At 71.6% G+C, this 14,996-nt stretch carries 15 protein-coding genes; 10 read left to right on the plus strand and 5 right to left on the minus strand.

All coding sequences use genetic code 11. The features are described 5' to 3' along the window. Positions 1-20: 20 nt before the first annotated feature. Complete coding sequence (locus tag ACLQ26_RS12405; protein ID WP_425744547.1) at positions 21-1,430, plus strand: class II fumarate hydratase; 1,410 nt, start codon at positions 21-23, stop codon at positions 1,428-1,430. Positions 1,431-1,447: 17 nt separating this feature from the next. On the opposite strand, the gene eno is transcribed toward ACLQ26_RS12405, so the two are convergent. Beyond that, entirely contained in the window at positions 1,448-2,767 is a 1,320-nt protein-coding gene (gene eno / locus ACLQ26_RS12410) for a phosphopyruvate hydratase (protein ID WP_425744548.1), read from the minus strand. Positions 2,768-2,944: 177 nt separating this feature from the next. Here eno and ACLQ26_RS12415 point away from each other — a divergent pair, with 177 nt between their 5' ends. After that, a complete protein-coding gene (locus ACLQ26_RS12415) occupies positions 2,945-3,367 on the plus strand; it encodes a MarR family winged helix-turn-helix transcriptional regulator (protein WP_393297668.1) in 423 nt (140 codons plus the stop codon). Between the two features lie 3 nt (positions 3,368-3,370). Here the strand turns inward: ACLQ26_RS12415 and ACLQ26_RS12420 are convergent, their stop codons facing one another. Then, the gene (locus ACLQ26_RS12420; RefSeq protein WP_425744549.1) at positions 3,371-3,658 is read right to left on the minus strand and encodes a hypothetical protein; all 288 of its coding nucleotides are present in this window, start codon (positions 3,656-3,658) and stop codon (positions 3,371-3,373) included. A 501-nt stretch (positions 3,659-4,159) separates the two neighbouring features. Here ACLQ26_RS12420 and ACLQ26_RS12425 point away from each other — a divergent pair. The 3 genes from ACLQ26_RS12425 to ACLQ26_RS12435 all read left to right on the plus strand — a co-directional run bounded on the left by ACLQ26_RS12425 (position 4,160) and on the right by ACLQ26_RS12435 (position 5,810). Next, positions 4,160-4,972, plus strand: a complete 813-nt coding sequence (locus tag ACLQ26_RS12425; RefSeq protein WP_425744550.1) for a helix-turn-helix domain-containing protein — start codon at positions 4,160-4,162, stop codon at positions 4,970-4,972. Then, positions 4,963-5,145: a DUF397 domain-containing protein gene (locus tag ACLQ26_RS12430; protein WP_358150844.1), complete on the plus strand. Its 183-nt coding sequence runs from the start codon at positions 4,963-4,965 to the stop codon at positions 5,143-5,145. Before ACLQ26_RS12425 ends, ACLQ26_RS12430 begins: the two co-directional genes overlap by 10 nt. Before the next feature lie 80 nt (positions 5,146-5,225). After that, positions 5,226-5,810: a GNAT family N-acetyltransferase gene (locus tag ACLQ26_RS12435; RefSeq protein WP_425744551.1), complete on the plus strand. Its 585-nt coding sequence runs from the start codon at positions 5,226-5,228 to the stop codon at positions 5,808-5,810. On the opposite strand, the gene ACLQ26_RS12440 is transcribed toward ACLQ26_RS12435, so the two are convergent. Next, on the minus strand, positions 5,777-6,322 hold the full coding sequence (locus ACLQ26_RS12440; RefSeq protein ID WP_425744552.1) for a CGNR zinc finger domain-containing protein: 546 nt from the start codon (positions 6,320-6,322) through the stop codon (positions 5,777-5,779). The genes ACLQ26_RS12435 and ACLQ26_RS12440 overlap by 34 nt on opposite strands. Before the next feature lie 85 nt (positions 6,323-6,407). Between ACLQ26_RS12440 and ACLQ26_RS12445 the strand changes: the two genes are divergently transcribed. The 3 genes from ACLQ26_RS12445 (at position 6,408) to ACLQ26_RS12455 (ending at position 9,867) form a co-directional block, all read left to right on the plus strand. Beyond that, entirely contained in the window at positions 6,408-7,364 is a 957-nt protein-coding gene (locus tag ACLQ26_RS12445; RefSeq protein ID WP_425744553.1) for an EamA family transporter, read from the plus strand. 13 nt (positions 7,365-7,377) lie between these two features. Further along, a complete protein-coding gene (locus tag ACLQ26_RS12450; RefSeq protein WP_425744554.1) occupies positions 7,378-8,076 on the plus strand; it encodes an HAD family hydrolase in 699 nt (232 codons plus the stop codon). A gap of 105 nt (positions 8,077-8,181) precedes the next feature. Beyond that, the gene (locus ACLQ26_RS12455; RefSeq protein WP_425744555.1) at positions 8,182-9,867 is read left to right on the plus strand and encodes a S8 family serine peptidase; all 1,686 of its coding nucleotides are present in this window, start codon (positions 8,182-8,184) and stop codon (positions 9,865-9,867) included. Between the two features lie 260 nt (positions 9,868-10,127). Here ACLQ26_RS12455 and ACLQ26_RS12460 read toward each other — a convergent pair whose 3' ends face one another. Further along, a complete protein-coding gene (locus ACLQ26_RS12460; RefSeq protein ID WP_425744556.1) occupies positions 10,128-11,231 on the minus strand; it encodes a hypothetical protein in 1,104 nt (367 codons plus the stop codon). Between the two features lie 305 nt (positions 11,232-11,536). Beyond that, a complete protein-coding gene (locus ACLQ26_RS12465; protein WP_425744557.1) occupies positions 11,537-12,157 on the minus strand; it encodes an IclR family transcriptional regulator in 621 nt (206 codons plus the stop codon). Between the two features lie 258 nt (positions 12,158-12,415). Between ACLQ26_RS12465 and cysS the strand changes: the two genes are divergently transcribed. Together cysS and rlmB are read left to right on the plus strand one after the other, a co-directional pair. Then, positions 12,416-13,831: a cysteine--tRNA ligase gene (gene cysS / locus ACLQ26_RS12470; protein ID WP_425744558.1), complete on the plus strand. Its 1,416-nt coding sequence runs from the start codon at positions 12,416-12,418 to the stop codon at positions 13,829-13,831. Beyond that, entirely contained in the window at positions 13,831-14,964 is a 1,134-nt protein-coding gene (rlmB, locus tag ACLQ26_RS12475) for a 23S rRNA (guanosine(2251)-2'-O)-methyltransferase RlmB (protein ID WP_425744559.1), read from the plus strand. The genes cysS and rlmB overlap by 1 nt, the downstream gene beginning before the upstream one ends. Positions 14,965-14,996 lie beyond the last annotated feature (32 nt).

Below are 14,996 nucleotides of genomic sequence, written 5' to 3' on the forward strand. Positions count from 1 at the left end.
TCGGCCACGGGCGCGGCAGGATGGTACGCGTGACGACTCCAGAGGCGACCGGTTACCGGATCGAACGCGACTCGATGGGCGAGGTGGAGGTGCCCGCCGAGGCGCTGTGGCGGGCGCAGACCCAGCGCGCGGTGCAGAACTTCCCGATCTCCGGCCGAGGCATCGAACCGGCCCAGATCAAGGCGCTCGCGCAGATCAAGGGCGCGGCGGCAGAGGTCAACGGCGAGTTGGGTGTGATCGACGCCAACGTGGCCACGGCGATCGCCGCCGCCGCCGCGCACGTGGCCGACGGCGGCTACGACGACCAGTTCCCGGTCGACGTGTTCCAGACCGGTTCCGGCACGTCGTCCAACATGAACGCCAACGAGGTGATCGCGACCCTGGCGAGCCGGGAACTGGGTTCGCCGGTGCACCCGAACGACCACGTCAACGCCTCCCAGTCCAGCAACGACGTGTTCCCGTCCTCGATCCACCTGGCAGCCACGCAGTTCATCGCGGAGGATCTGCTGCCGTCGCTGACCCACCTCGCCGAGGCGCTGGAGGGCAAGGCCGCCGAGTTCGAGACGGTGGTGAAGGCGGGGCGTACCCACCTGATGGACGCCACGCCTGTCACCCTCGGCCAGGAGTTCGGCGGGTACGCCGCCCAGATCCGCTACGGCATCGAGCGGTTGGAGGGGTCGCTGCCCCGGCTGGCCGAGCTGCCGCTGGGCGGCACGGCCGTGGGCACCGGGATCAACACGCCGCTCGGCTTCGCCGCCGCCGTGATCGGCAGGCTGCGCGAGTCGACCGGGCTGCCGCTGTCCGAGGCCCGCAACCACTTCGAGGCGCAGGGCGCCCGCGACGCGCTCGTGGAGACCTCGGGGCAGCTACGGACCATCGCCGTGGGTCTCTACAAGGTCGCCAACGACATCCGCTGGATGGGCTCCGGCCCCCGTGCCGGCCTGCGGGAGCTGCGCATCCCCGACCTCCAGCCCGGCTCGTCGATCATGCCGGGCAAGGTCAACCCGGTGGCGGCCGAGGCGATGCGGCAGGTCTGCGCGCAGGTGATCGGCAACGACGCGACGGTCGGGTTCGCCGGCTCGCAGGGCGACTTCGAGCTGAACGTCATGCTGCCGGTGATGGGTCGCAACCTGCTTGAGTCGATCCGGCTGCTGGCCGCGGCGAGTCGGCTGTTCGCCGACCGCCTGGTGGCCGGCCTGGTCGCGGACGCCGAGGTCTGCCTGGCGTACGCCGAGGGCTCGCCGTCGATCGTCACCCCGCTGAACCGCTACCTCGGGTACGACGAGGCCGCCTCGATCGCCAAGGAGGCGCTGGCCAAGCAGGCTTCCATCCGGGAGGTCGTGATCTCCCGAGGTCACGTCGACTCGGGCAAGCTCACCGAGACCCAGCTCGACGAGGTGCTCGACCTGCTCCGGATGACCCACCCCTGACCCGCGCCGGGCGGTGTTCACGCCCTGCGCAGCGCGGAGCGGCCCGCGAAGCGCGCCGAGTCGCCCAGTTCCTCCTCGATCCGGATCAGCTGGTTGTACTTCGCCGTCCGGTCCGAGCGCGACAGCGAGCCGGTCTTGAGCTGACCGCAGCCGGTGGCCACCGCCAGATCCGCGATTGTGGTGTCCTCCGTCTCGCCGGAGCGGTGCGACATGACGACCGTCCAGCCCGCCCGGTGGGCCGTCGCCACCGTGGCCAGCGCCTCGGTCAGCGTGCCGATCTGGTTGACCTTGACCAGGACCGAGTTGCCGACGCCGGTGCGGATGCCGTCGCGAAGCAGCGTCTCGTTGGTGCAGAACACGTCGTCACCGGTGAGCTGGCAGCGGTCACCGACGCGGGCGGTCAGCTCGCGCCAGCCGTCCAGGTCGTCCTCCGCCATCGGGTCCTCGATGGAGACGATCGGGTAGGCGTCGATGAGCGTGGCCAGGTAGTCGGCGTGCTCGGCGGGGGTGCGGCGCACTCCCTCGCCCGCGTAGTCGTACACGCCGTCACGGAAGAACTCCGATGACGCCGGGTCCATGACCAGGCCGATGTCCGTGCCGGGGCGGTAGCCGGCGCCCTCGATTGCCCTCAGCACGAAGTCGAGGGCCTCCTCGGCGGTACGCAGCTCGGGCGCGAACCCACCCTCGTCGCCCACGCCTGTGGAGTGCCCGGCGGCCAGCAGATCGCGGCGCAGGGTGTGGAAGACCTCGCTGCCCATCCGGACGGCTTCGGCGAACGTGTCCGCGCCCACCGGCACGATCATGAACTCCTGGAAGTCGAGCGGGTTGTCGGCGTGGGCGCCGCCGTTGACGATGTTCATCATCGGCAGCGGCAGCAGGTGGGCGTCCGCGCCGCCGAGGTAGCGGTAGAGGGGCTGGCCGTGGGCCGCCGCGGCGGCCTTGGCGACGGCGAGGGAGACGCCGAGGATCGCGTTGGCGCCGAGCCGGGACTTCGTGGCGGTGCCGTCGAGGGCGATCAGCGCGGCGTCCAGACCCGCCTGGTCGGCCGCGTCCCGGCCGCCCACGGCCGTCGCGATCTCCCCGTTGACGTTTGCCACCGCGCGGTCGACGCCCTTGCCGTGCCAGCGCGTGGGGTCACCGTCGCGCAGTTCGACGGCCTCCCGGGCCCCGGTGGAGGCGCCCGAGGGGACTGCGGCCCGGCCCAGTGACCCGTCCGCCAATCTGACGTCGACCTCGACAGTGGGGTTGCCCCGGCTGTCGAGGATGCGGCGGGCGATGACGGTCTCGATCGCGGCGGTGACGGTGCCGGTTGCGTGTGCGGCTGCGTGTGCGGACATGGGAGGTCCTTTTCCGTTGTCGTGTGCCGTGGCCCCAGCTGCGACAACGCTGGCGCTGAGCCCGACAGCGGCAAACCCTACAGCAATGCTGCTCAGTCATGCTGAACAGCCCCGCTGAACAGCATTGCTGTGCAGGTCAGGTGCCCAGCGGCGCTGACGAACGGGGTAAAGTGCCGTGTGCCCACCTCGGAAGCCGCAGCCATCGCCGCCGAACTGCGGACCGCGATGGGCAAGCTCACCCGGCGGGTCAAGCACGAGGACCGCATCCCGCTCGGTCAGATCGCCGTGCTCGGCGCACTCGACCGCGACGGCGCCATGACCACCAGTGACCTCGCCGCCGACCAGCGCGTACGCCCTCAGTCGATGGCCCGGGCGGTGGGCCTGCTCCTGGAACAGGACCTGGTCACGCGCCGGGCGCACCCCACGGACGGCCGCAAGTCGCTTGTCGAGCTGTCGGACGCGGGTCGGGCCGCGCTGGAAGCGGAGCGCAACCGTCGGGCCGGTTGGCTCGCCCAGGCCATCGAGGCCGAACTCACCGACGAGGAGCGGGCGTTGCTGGCCCGCAGCGCCGCCCTGCTGGAACGGCTAGCCATGCGCTGAGCGTCAGGGTTCGGGCAGTGCCGCCCAGCCGAGGAAGCGCACGTAGAGCGCTGCGGGGTCCGGGCCGTCGTGCGGGTTGAGCCGGTACAGGTCCGCCGCCGCATCGTGCAGGACCGTGCACAGGTAGATGCTCAACGCGATCCGGTCATGGGCGTACTCCTGCCGAAGGGTGAGCCGCGCGACTGCGCACGGCCAAGGCCCGGCGCAGACCCGGCAGAGCCAGAGTGGACGCAGCGGCAGGTGCGGTCGACGAGGCAACGTCGCGCGGTCGTCCGGGGCGGTCCGGGACATGGTGTGGGGTTCCTTTCGAGCTGAGTCCTCTGGCGTCATCACCCCGCGGACCGCCTCGCGTCGGCTGCGACGTCACTGAGATCGTGGCCGATCGCGCCAGGACCGGCCGCAATCCGCCTCGACCTTCGAGATCTTGGACAGTTTCCGTTAGCCGCTAACGGAAACTGTCCAAGATCTCGAAGAGCTCGCCGAGCCCGCGCGCAGATGGCGCGCTGCGGCCAAGATCGCGCGGGATCGAGGTGCGGATCGGTGTGGTCGGGCGGTGTGGTCGGACGGCGTGATGTAGGTGGGTGGGACCGCCCGGCACGGGGGATCGGGCGGTCCCGTGCGACATCGCCGGACCCGGGGGGCGGGGAGCGGCGCCGCGCTTCACAGTCTGGTGATCGGACGACTACGGTCGGAAGGGTTTGGTCTCGTCGTCGTTGCCACCCTGTTCGCGGGCGTTGACGTCGGTGGCGGCCGGCTGGAGTTGATCGTCGGCGGGGTGGAGGGCGGCAGGGCATGGCCGATGGACAGATGACGGCGGCGGCGTTCCTGGTCGCGGAGCTGCGCCGGGCGCGCGCTCGCCGGGGCTGGAGCCAGGACGAGCTTGCCAAGGCGGTGAACTACTCGCCGTCGATGGTCAGCGCGGTCGAGTTGGGTCAACAGGCGCCCACCGCCAAGTACCTGGAACTCGTCGACCGCGCCCTGGACACCGGCGGCCTCTTCGGCCGCATGTCCACCGAACTGGTCAGCCTGGACCGAGCGCAGCCCTGGCTGCGCGGCTGGCAGGCGATCTTTGCGCAGGCGCGCACCCTCCGGTGGTACGAGCCTCGCTACGTGCCCGGGCTCTTCCAGACGGAGGCCTACGCGCGAGCGGTCTTCGAGGCGGGCGGCCTACTCGCTCCCGACGAGGTCGACAGGCGACTGGCCGACCGGATGAATCGCCAGGACGTGCTGCACAGCGAGAGTGCGCCGCAGATCGTTGCAGTGCTGGACGAGGCGGTGTTGCGACGACGGGTGGGCGGACGGAAGGTGATGCACGACCAGGCGCTGCACCTGGCGAGCATCGCCACCGGGCACCCCCGGGTCCGGCTGCACGTGGTGCCCCGATCCGCCGAGGAGTACCCGGGGCTCGGCGGGCAGTTCGCGCTCGCGGCCCTACCCGACGGCACCGAGGTGGCCTATCTGGACTGTCAGGTTCGCGGCCAGGAGCTGGATCAGCCGCGGGATCTGTTGCGGTTGCAGCGGGTCTGGGAGGTTACCTTGGGCGAAGCCCTGCCTCCGCAGGCGTCCATCGAATTCATGAGAGAGGTGGCCGAGTCGTGGCGTTGATCGGCGCTCGCTGGCGCAAAAGCAGCCGCAGCAATCAGGACGCCAACTGCGTCGAGGTGGCTACGAATCTTGGGGACGTGGTCGGGGTGCGAGACAGCAAGGACTCGGACGGGCCCGTGCTGGTGGTCGACGCGTACTCCTGGCGGCTCTTCGTGGTCGCGCCCCCGCGCTGACGCGACCGCCCGGCGCGCGACGGCGGTCGCGGGTGGTAAACCGCTCGACGGGGTCAGCGGGGTGGCGGGATGATCCGGTCATGGGTGGCGATGACCTGGTTCCTCCCGGGACCGAGCGGTTGCGGTTGCGGCGGCTGACGGCGGCCGATGTGGACGCGTTGGTCGAGTTGGACAGCGATCCCGAGGTGATGCGGTTCCTCACCGGCGGCGTCGCCACCCCGCGCGCCACCGTGCGGGACGAGCAGGTGCCGAGGCTGCTGGCGCAGTACGAGCGGCATCCCGGGCTCGGTCGCTGGGCGGCGCTCGACCGGGCGGGCGGCGACTTCCTGGGATGGTTCGCGCTCGACCCGTCGGAGGACGGCACCGAGGCCGAGCTGGGCTACCGGCTGCGCCGCTCGGCGTGGGGGCGTGGCCTGGCCACCGAGGGGTCGAGGGCGCTGGTCCGGTACGCCTTCGACGTCGTGGGCGTGCGTCGGGTGTGGGCCGAGACGATGGCCGTCAACGAGCGGTCCCGCCGGGTGCTGGCGAAGGCGGGGCTGCGGCACGTGCGCACCTTCCACCTTCAGTTCGACGACCCGATTCCGGGTACCGAGCACGGCGAGGTGGAGTACGAGTTGCGGGCCGACGTCGCTCAGGAACGGCCGGCGGCCCTGCGGGCGCGGTAGGCGGTCACCGCCGCCCGGTTGCCGCAGCCGGCCTCGCAGAACCGTCGCGACCGGTTGCGGGACAGGTCGACGACCACGTTGTCGCAGTCCGGGTACTCGCAGATCCGCAGTCGGCTCAACTCGCCCATCCGGACCAGGTCGGCGATGGCCATCGCCGCCTCCACCGCCATGCGGGTGGCCAGCGGCGCGTCGCGGGGCACGGCATGCAGGTGGTACGGCTCGTCGTCGTGCTCGATGAGCTGCGGTATCGCCCGGTGCTCCAACAGCAGGGCGTTGACGATGGCGACGATCTCGGCCGGTTCGGCGTGCCAGATTCGGCGCAGCCGGGGCCGCAGCTCCCGCACGGCGCGCAGCTCGGCGTCGGTGTGCTCGTGCCGCCCGCTGTAGGCGTGCCTGTCGAAGAACGCGTCCAGCGCGGCGACGTCGGGCAGCAGCTCGCCGTCGCGGCCCGCGGTGTTGACAAGCGCGGTGGCGGCGGTCAACGAACATTCAGTGTCATGAGCGAACAGCAACTTGACTCCTGTCACGGTGGCCGCCTAGCGTCATGAGCACAAGGATAGTTTGCTCATGACACCGTGTCGTCCCGAGGAGCCCGAGATGCAGTCACGACCCGCCGTCGGCGCCGCGCTGGCACTGCTCTCCGCTGTCACGTTCGCCACCTCGGGCACCTTCGCGCGGTCGCTCATCGAGGCCGGCTGGTCGGCCGAGGCCGCGGTGATCGCCCGGGTCGGCGTGGCAGCCCTGGTGCTGGCGATCCCCGCCCTGCTGTCGCTGCGCGGCAGGTGGCACGTGCTGCGCAGCAACGGCGCGGCGGTCGTGCTGTTCGGGCTGCTCGGGGTGGCGCTGGCGCAGGTGTGCTTCTTCAACGCGGTGCGCTACCTGCCGGTCGGCATCGCGCTCCTGCTGGAGTACCTGGGCATCATCCTCGTCGTGGTCTGGATGTGGCTGCGGCACGGCCAGCGTCCCCGGCGGCTCACCGTGGCCGGTTCGGCAGCCGCCCTGTGCGGGCTGGCGTTCGTCCTGGACCTCACCGGCACCGCCGGCTTCAACCCCGTCGGTCTGCTGTGGGGGCTGGGCGCCGCGTTCGGCCTGGCCGGCTACTTCGTGCTCGCCGGTCGGGTCGACCCCCGGCTCCCCTCGGTCGCCATGGCCAGCGGCGGCATGGCCGTCGGCGCCGCGGTGCTGCTCCTCGTCGGGCTGACCGGTGTGCTGCCCCTGCGCGCGACGTTCGGCGAGGTCACCTTCGCCGGGCACCGCACCACCTGGCTGCTGCCCATCGTCGGGCTCACCCTTGTCGCCGCCGTGATCGCCTACCTGGCCGGCATCGCCGGCACCCGGATCCTCGGCCCCCGGCTGTCGTCGTTCGTCGGGCTGACCGAGGTGCTGTTCGCGGTGCTGATCGCCTGGCTGTTCCTCGACGAACTGCCGACCGCCTGGCAGCTCTTCGGCGGCGTGCTGATCGTCGCCGGGGTCGCCCTGGTACGCCTCGACGAGCTGCGCGGCACACCCGCCGCCGCCACCCCGGAGCCCGCGTTGACGGCCAGCAGCCGGTGAGAGAGTGGACGCCATGCTGACCACCGTGGTGTTCGACGCCGACGAGACCCTGCTGGACCTGCGGCCGGCGGTGACCGGCGGACTGGTGGCCGTCCTCGACGAGATGCGCCGCCGTACGCCCGCCGCGGCCGGCGTGACGCTCGCCGAGCTGGAATCCGACTGGGACGCGGTGTTCGGCAGGCTGAGCGCGGCCCCGGTGTTGGAGATCCGCCGCGCCGCGCTGGCCCGATCGCTGGCCCGCGCCGGCCTCGACGACCACCTGGACGAGATCGCCGCCCTCTTCTTCGCCCGCCGCTTCGCCCTCACCCGGCCCTTCCCGGACGTCCCGCCGGCGCTTGCCGCGCTGCGCACCCGGTACGCGCTGGGCTTCGCCACCAACGGCAACAGCCGCGCCGAACGCTGCGGGCTCGCCGGCGAATTCGCCTTCGAGTTGTACGCGCACGAGAACGGCCTGCCCAAGAAGCCCGACCCGGAGTTCTACGTGGCGGTGGTCGAGGCCGCCGGGGCCCCGGCCGGGCAGATCGTGTACGTCGGTGACTCGTGGGAGCACGACGTGGTGGCACCCCGGCGGGCGGGCCTGCGATCGGTGTGGCTGAACCGGTACGGGCTGCCCCGCCCGGACGGGCTCACCCCCGACGCGGAAGTGTCCACCCTGGCCGACCTGCCATCGGTCCTGGCGGACCTCTCGACCGGGTCGCCCGCATGGAACTGACCGGATGAACGAGAGATTCACCGCCATAACGGACGTTCACCTGGCGTAAAGCTGGCGGGTGTTGTGTGATGGCAGCCACGTCCCTCAACGAGAGGATCCGATGTGGTGAGCAAGCGCTTCACCGCCGGCGCCGTCGCGACCGCGGCAGCACTGGCACTGACGGCAGCGGGTCTGGGAGTACCGGCCAGCGCCGCGCCGAGCACCTCCCGCACCTTCACGGTCGTCGCCGAGGACGGCGTCGCCGCCGACACGGCCGTCGCCGCCATCCGGGCAGCCGGTGGCACAGTGGTGTCCCGGTCCGACGAGGTAGGCATGTTCCAGGTCACCAGCGACCGGGCCGACTTCGCGGCTCGGGCGACCGCGGCCCCCACCCTGATCGGCGCCGCCGAGCAGAAGGCCATCGGCCGCAAGCCGAAGCTGGACCGGGTCGAGCAGGAGCACCTGACTGCCGCTTCTCGCGCCGCCGGTGCCGCTGCCAAGAAGGGTGCCAAGCTGGACCCGCTCGATGAGAAGCTCTGGGGTCTGGAGATGATCCGGGCCGACAAGGCCCGCAAGATCGAGCCCGGTGACCGTCGGGTGACCGTCGGCGTCCTGGACACCGGCGTCGACGCCAGCAACCCGGACATCGCACCGAACTTCAACTGGTCGCTGTCGCGCAACTTCGCGCCCGACCTGATCGACCTGGACGGCGCCTGCGAGGTAGCGAGCTGCCTCGACCCGGTCGGCACCGACGACGGCGGGCACGGCACCCATGTCGCCGGCACCATCGGCGCGGCAGCCAACGGCTTCGGCCTCTCCGGTGTCGCCCCGAACGTCTCGCTTGTCGAGCTGAAGGGTGGCCAGGACTCCGGCTACTTCTTCCTCGACCCGGTGGTCAACGCCCTCGTCTACGCCGGCCGGTCCGGAATCGACGTGGTCAACATGTCGTTCTACGTCGACCCGTGGCTCTACAACTGCACCGCCAACCCGGCCGACTCGCCCGAGGACCAGGCCGAGCAGCGGGCCATCATCAAGGCGATGAAGCGGTCGCTGGTCTTCGCCCACAACAAGGGCGTCACCCTCGTCGGCGCGCTCGGCAACAACAACGAGGACCTGGGCGCGCCCCGTACCGACACCACCAGCCCGGACTACGGCGCCGACCCGTACCCCCGGCCGATCGACAACAACAGCTGCTGGGACATGCCCACCGAAGGCCCACACGTGATCGGTGTGTCGTCGGTCGGCCCCTCCGGCAAGAAGTCGGACTTCTCCAACTACGGCACCGAGCAGATCTCGGTCGCCGCGCCGGGTGGTTGGTTCCGTGACGGCTTCGGCACCGACTCGTACCGCACCGACGCCAACATGATCCTCTCGTCGTACCCGAAGCACGTGCTCCAGGAGGAGGGCTCGGTCGACGCCGACGGCAACATCGTCGCCGGCTTCGAAGAGTCCGTCTTCAAACAGTGCAAGGCCAACGGTGAGTGCGGCTACTACACCTACCTGCAGGGCACCTCGATGGCGTCCCCGCACGCCGCCGGTGTCGCCGCGCTGATCGTCAGCCGGTACGGCAAGCCGCAGGGCCGGGGTGGCTTCGGCATGTCCCCGGATCTGGTCGAGCAGCACCTCTACCGCACGGCGGCCGAGCACGCCTGCCCGGAACCGCGCCTGCAGCAGTACCGCAACGAGGGCCGTGACGAGACCTACGACGCGTACTGCGCCGGTGGGGTCAACTTCAACGGCTTCTACGGGTACGGAATCGTCGACGCCTACGCGGCGGTGCAGACCCCGCTCAAGCCGAACGCCCGCCCGTAAGACACCACCTCGGGGCCCGGTCGACAACTGTCGACCGGGCCTCGCTCGTGTCGGGCCTCGCTCGTGTCGGGCCGCGCTCGTGTCGGGCCGCGCTCGTGTCGGGCCGCGCTCGTGTCGGGCCTGGCTCGTGTCGGGCCTGGCTCGTGGCGGGCGCGGCTTGATCGACTCGGGTTCCTTGAAGGTGGGGTGTCCATGCCCGACGGACCGGGCGGTTTCCAGGAAGGCGAGATGACCAAGCCTCGTGGGACGCCTCTGAGCGATCATCGGCGCCAGCCGCGGGCGACAAGCGCGGCGCGTACCTCGCCGAGCACCGCCGGGAACTCGGCGTGCAGGCGGCGGCTGGTCACGTGCAGCACCAGCCAACCCGCACCGACGAGCAGGTTCAGCCGCCGACGGTCGCGGTGCAGTTGATCGGCGTCCGCGTGCCACTGCCCGTCGTACTCGACCGCCACCCGGAACTCCGGCCACGCCAGATCCGGATGCAGGACAACGCCGTTCGGCAGGCGTACCGGATGTTGAACGCTGGGGCGCGGCAGCCCGCCGAGGACCAGTCGCACCCGCAACTGCGATTCAGGCGGAGACTGGGCACCGGCGTCAGCCAGATCGAAGAGCCACTGTGCGCGTCGCCCACCGGGCATGTTCGCGTTGCGGGCGGCGATGACGGCCAGTTCGTCCCGGTCGGTCAATCCTCGTCCGAGCAGTGAGTCAATGATCGCGACCGCACGGATCGGATCGAGCCAGACGGCCGTCTCCCAGGCAGCTCGACCGGGATCGGAGCGGGGAATCGAACCATCCGGACCGGCGAGGGGCATCGGCGCTGGGGCCGTCATCAGATCATGGCCCGGTCCGGACGCCGCAGCATCCTCTCGGGGCGGCGGCCCTGCCGATCGTGGGGCGGCGCCGACGTTCGGTGGCTGCCCCGGTCTCGCCGGATGCGTCGTGCCGGTTGGGCCTGCCGTGCCCGGATGCGTCGTGGCCCTTGGGCCTGCCGTGTTCGGTGTACGTGTCGTGAGCGGGTTGAAGGCGTTGACGTGTACGCGGAGGCCGCGCTGTGCGCCGACCCGCAGTCGCCGGGGAACGAGAACGTGCACGTCGTCGGTGAAGGAGGCGGCGTGTTCGATGCCGTGCAGGTACGCGGCCGACGGGCCGCCGATCACCACGCCGGGCGGGAGTCGCAGAAGGGTGGCGCGACAGGCCAGGGCGTGGTCCCGGTCCAGTCGCGCATCGGCGTAGACGTCGTGGCGCAACCGCACCCAGGCGGAGTTGCGCAACTGGTGTTCGCTGAGAAGGCCGGCCCGGACAGCGTCGGAGCCACGGAAGACCTGCCAGGTGAGGGCATCGGGTCGGTACGGGCGAGGTGGCATGTCGAACAGCGTGCGGACCCCGCATCGCCCGCCGAAAGCCCTGTGGACAACCCGCCCCGATCCTCGGTCGGCCCCTGTGGACAACCGCGAGCCCACTCGCCGACCGTGGTATGGCACCCAGCGGTGAACCACTCGTGTTCATGGAATCCGGGCTGTCGCTGGTGCTGGGATGCCGCGCCTTCCATGAACCCGAGTCGATCAAGCGCCAGGCAGCCAGGCAGCCAGGCAGCCAGGCAGCCAGGCAGCCAGGCAGCCAGGCAGCCAGGCGGCCACGCGGCCACGCGGCCAGGCGGCCGGGCGGCCGGTTAGCGGAGGGCGGCGGTGACCGCTGTGGCGGCCGCGAGTACCTGGGGTCCGACCAGGTCGACGTCCAGTGGGGCGAGCGCGACCACGCCGACGCTGGCCTCCAGGCCCGGTACGCCGAGCACCGGCGCGGCCACCCCGTACGCCCCGGACTGCAGTTCCCCGCTGCTGCTCACCGGCTCGGCGGCACCGCCCCGGCCGGCCAGGATGGCCCGTCCCGCCGCTCCTCGGTCCAGGGGATGCCGGGCTCCGGTCCGGTACGCGACGTGGAACGACGTCCAACTCGGCTCGACCACGGCCAGGGCGACACCCTCGCCGCCCTCCACCACCGTCAGGTGTGCGGTCGCGCCGGCCTGTTCGGCGAGCCGGCGTAGTGCGGGCATCGCCCCCTCGGCGAGCAGCGGCTGGGCGCGTCGGGCCAGGTGCAGTACCCCGACGCCGAGGCGGAGTCGGCCGTCGCCGTCGCGGCGCAGCATGCCGTGCCCGGTCAGCGGGCCGACCAGCCGGTAGACGGCCGCCCGCCCGATGCCGAGCCGCGTCGCCACCTCGGTGACTGTCAACCCGGCCGGCGCGTCGGCGACCAGGTGCAGCAGCCGCAGCCCTCGATCCAGCGTCTGCGCCATCTCCCCGGCCCGCCCGCCGCCGACATCGGCCCGCCCGCCGCCGACATCGGCCCGCCCGCCGACATCGGCCCGCCCGCCGACATCTGGCCCGGGAACATCTCGTTCGGAGGCGGCTCGGACGGGTCGGCGCCGCGGAGGGGGGCCTTCACCGCCGGGGACAGCGGGTGGCTCGGCGGGATGTGCGGTCGCGTCCACGCCTGGCAGCGTACGACCCGGCACCGGCCGACCCGGAACAGCGCGGACGGCTACCCTTGTGCGGTGACGCTACGCCTGTATGACACCGCCACCCGATCGGTGCGGGACTTCGTCCCGCGGGAAGCCGGCAAGGTGGGGGTCTACCTGTGTGGTCTCACCCTCCAGGCACCGCCGCACATCGGCCATCTTCGCTCGGGCGTCAACTATGACGTGCTGCGTCGCTGGCTGGTGACCGCCGGCTACGAGGTCACGTTCATCCGCAACGTTACCGACATCGACGACAAGATCCTGGTCAAGGCGGGGGAGCAGGGTCGGCCGTTCTGGTCGATCGCGTACGCCAACGAGCTGATCCTCGCGGAGTCGTACCGGGCGTTGAACGTGCTGGCGCCCACCTACGAGCCGCGCGCCACCGGGCACATTCCGGAGATGCACGAGCTGATCACGAAGTTGATCGCGGACGGGCACGCCTACCCGGCCACCGACGGCTCCGGTGACGTCTACTTCGACGTGGCGTCCTGGCCGGCGTACGGGTCGCTGTCGGGTCAGTCGCCGGACGCGATGCAGTCGGCGGGCGACGCCCCCGACCGGGGTAAGCGGGACCCGCGCGACTTCGCCCTCTGGAAGGGTGCCAAGCCGGACGAGCCGGCGGACGCGTACTGGCCGTCGCCGTGGGGGCTGGGTCGTCCCGGTTGGCACATCGAGTGCTCGGCGATGTGCTGGCGCTACCTCGGCCCGGAGTTCGACATCCACGGCGGTGGTCTGGACCTGACGTTCCCGCACCACGAGAACGAGATCGCCCAGTCCAACGCGGCCGGGCTGCCGTTCGCGCGCTACTGGGTGCACCACGGGCTGCTCAACATCGGCGGAGCCAAGATGGGCAAGTCCGCCGGCAATGCGCTCGACCTGGCGTACGTGGACTCGCTCGGGGTGCGACCGGTGGAGCTGCGCTACTACTACGCCGCCGCGCACTACCGCTCGGTGATCGACTACTCGGAGGACTCGCTGCGCGACGCGGCCACCGCGTACCGGCGGATCGAGGGTTTCGTGCAGCGGGCCGTCGAGCGGGTGGGCGCGGGGCAGTTCGGTGAGCTGCCGGCCGGCTTCGTCGCGGCGATGGATGACGACCTCAACACGTCAGCGGCGCTGGCCGTGTTGCAGCAGCACCTCCGTGACGGCAACACCGCGCTGAGCACCGGCGACGATGTGACCGTCCGCACCACCCTGGCCGCGGTACGGGCGATGCTGGATATCCTCGGTGTCGACCCCCTGGACCCGGCCTGGACCGGTGGCGGCCGCTCGGACGATCTGCGTGCCGTGGTGGACTCCCTGATCGCGCTGGCCCTGGAGCAGCGCGCGCAGGCCCGGGGCCGCAAGGACTGGTCCGCCGCCGACGCGGTACGCGACCAGCTCAAGCTGGCCGGCGTGGTGGTCGAGGACACCCCCCAGGGCCCCCGTTGGACTATTGGAGAGCAGGACTGATGGCCGGCAACTCGCAGCGCCGTGGCCGGCGACTGACGCCGAAGGCGGGTGCCCCCAAGGGCTCCGGCGGCAAGAACAAGGACTCCCTCACCGGGCGCGGGCGCACCCTGCCCGCCGACGAGCGACCCTGGCACAAGGGTTACTCGGGCACCGAGAAGCTGCCGCAGCGCACCGCCTGGAAGCAGGACAAGGAGCGCCGGGCGGCGGCCGAGGAGGGGCGTGCCCCCAAGATCGGCCAGCCGGGCAGCAAGGACACCACCTGGGGCAGGGGCGGTGGCCGTGGCGTACCGGCGAATCGTGGTGGCTCGGCGGGGCGGGGTGGCCGGCCGGCCGCCGGCCGGACCGGTCCCCGGGTCGCGCCGGGCCGCAAGTCCAACCCCTCCAAGGACACCCCGGAGCTGCTTGTCGGGCGCAACCCGGTGCTGGAGGCGCTGCGCGCCCAGGTGCCGGCGACGGCGCTCTACGTCGCCCAGGGCATCGACATGGACGACCGGATCAACGAGATCATCCGGACGGCCGCCGATCGGGGCATCGCCAACCTGGAGATCAGCCGCGCCGAGCTGGACCGGATGACCGGCGGGGTGCTGCACCAGGGCGTCGGGTTGCAGGTGCCGCCCTTCGCGTACCAGCCCTTCGAGGACATGGTCGCCGCGGCCCTGGAGCAGCAGGCGCCGCTCCTGGTCGCACTGGACGGGGTCACCGACCCGCGCAACCTCGGCGCGGTGATCCGTTCGGCCGCCGCGTTCGGCGCGCAGGGTGTCTTCGTACCCGAGCGGCGGGCTGCCGGGATCACGGCGACCGCCTGGCGGACCAGCGCCGGCGCGGCCGCGCGGGTGCCGGTGGCCCAGGTCACCAACCTGACCCGGTCGCTGAAGGCGTGCCGCGACGCCGGCTTCATGGTGGTCGGCCTGGACGCCGACGGTGACACCGACCTGTACGACCTGGAGGCCGCTGTCGGCCCGCTTGTGGTGGTCGTCGGCTCCGAGGGGCGCGGGTTGTCCCGGCTGGTCGGGGAGACGTGCGACCTGACGGTGAGCATCCCGATGATCTCCGAGGTGGAGTCGCTCAACGCCAGCGTGGCCGCCGCGGTCACCCTCGCCGAGGTCGCCCGCCGCCGCTCGGTCGAGCTGTAACGACGTCGACGAGGCCCCTTCCCGCCGGGTGC

Source organism: Micromonospora sp. DT43 (assembly GCF_049841645.1).
Classification (GTDB): Bacteria; Actinomycetota; Actinomycetes; order Mycobacteriales; family Micromonosporaceae; genus Micromonospora.

Excerpts from the sequence above, each read along its gene's own strand:
- ACLQ26_RS12405 (WP_425744547.1), top strand. The coding sequence starts at position 21 with ATGGTACGCGTGACGACTCCAGAGGCGACCGGTTACCGGATCGAACGC.
- eno (WP_425744548.1), bottom strand. The coding sequence starts at position 2,767 with ATGTCCGCACACGCAGCCGCACACGCAACCGGCACCGTCACCGCCGCG.
- ACLQ26_RS12420 (WP_425744549.1), bottom strand. The coding sequence starts at position 3,658 with ATGTCCCGGACCGCCCCGGACGACCGCGCGACGTTGCCTCGTCGACCG.
- ACLQ26_RS12425 (WP_425744550.1), top strand. The coding sequence starts at position 4,160 with ATGGCCGATGGACAGATGACGGCGGCGGCGTTCCTGGTCGCGGAGCTG.
- ACLQ26_RS12435 (WP_425744551.1), top strand. The coding sequence starts at position 5,226 with ATGGGTGGCGATGACCTGGTTCCTCCCGGGACCGAGCGGTTGCGGTTG.
- ACLQ26_RS12445 (WP_425744553.1), top strand. The coding sequence starts at position 6,408 with ATGCAGTCACGACCCGCCGTCGGCGCCGCGCTGGCACTGCTCTCCGCT.
- ACLQ26_RS12450 (WP_425744554.1), top strand. The coding sequence starts at position 7,378 with ATGCTGACCACCGTGGTGTTCGACGCCGACGAGACCCTGCTGGACCTG.
- ACLQ26_RS12460 (WP_425744556.1), bottom strand. The coding sequence starts at position 11,231 with ATGCCACCTCGCCCGTACCGACCCGATGCCCTCACCTGGCAGGTCTTC.
- ACLQ26_RS12465 (WP_425744557.1), bottom strand. The coding sequence starts at position 12,157 with ATGGCGCAGACGCTGGATCGAGGGCTGCGGCTGCTGCACCTGGTCGCC.
- rlmB (WP_425744559.1), top strand. The coding sequence starts at position 13,831 with ATGGCCGGCAACTCGCAGCGCCGTGGCCGGCGACTGACGCCGAAGGCG.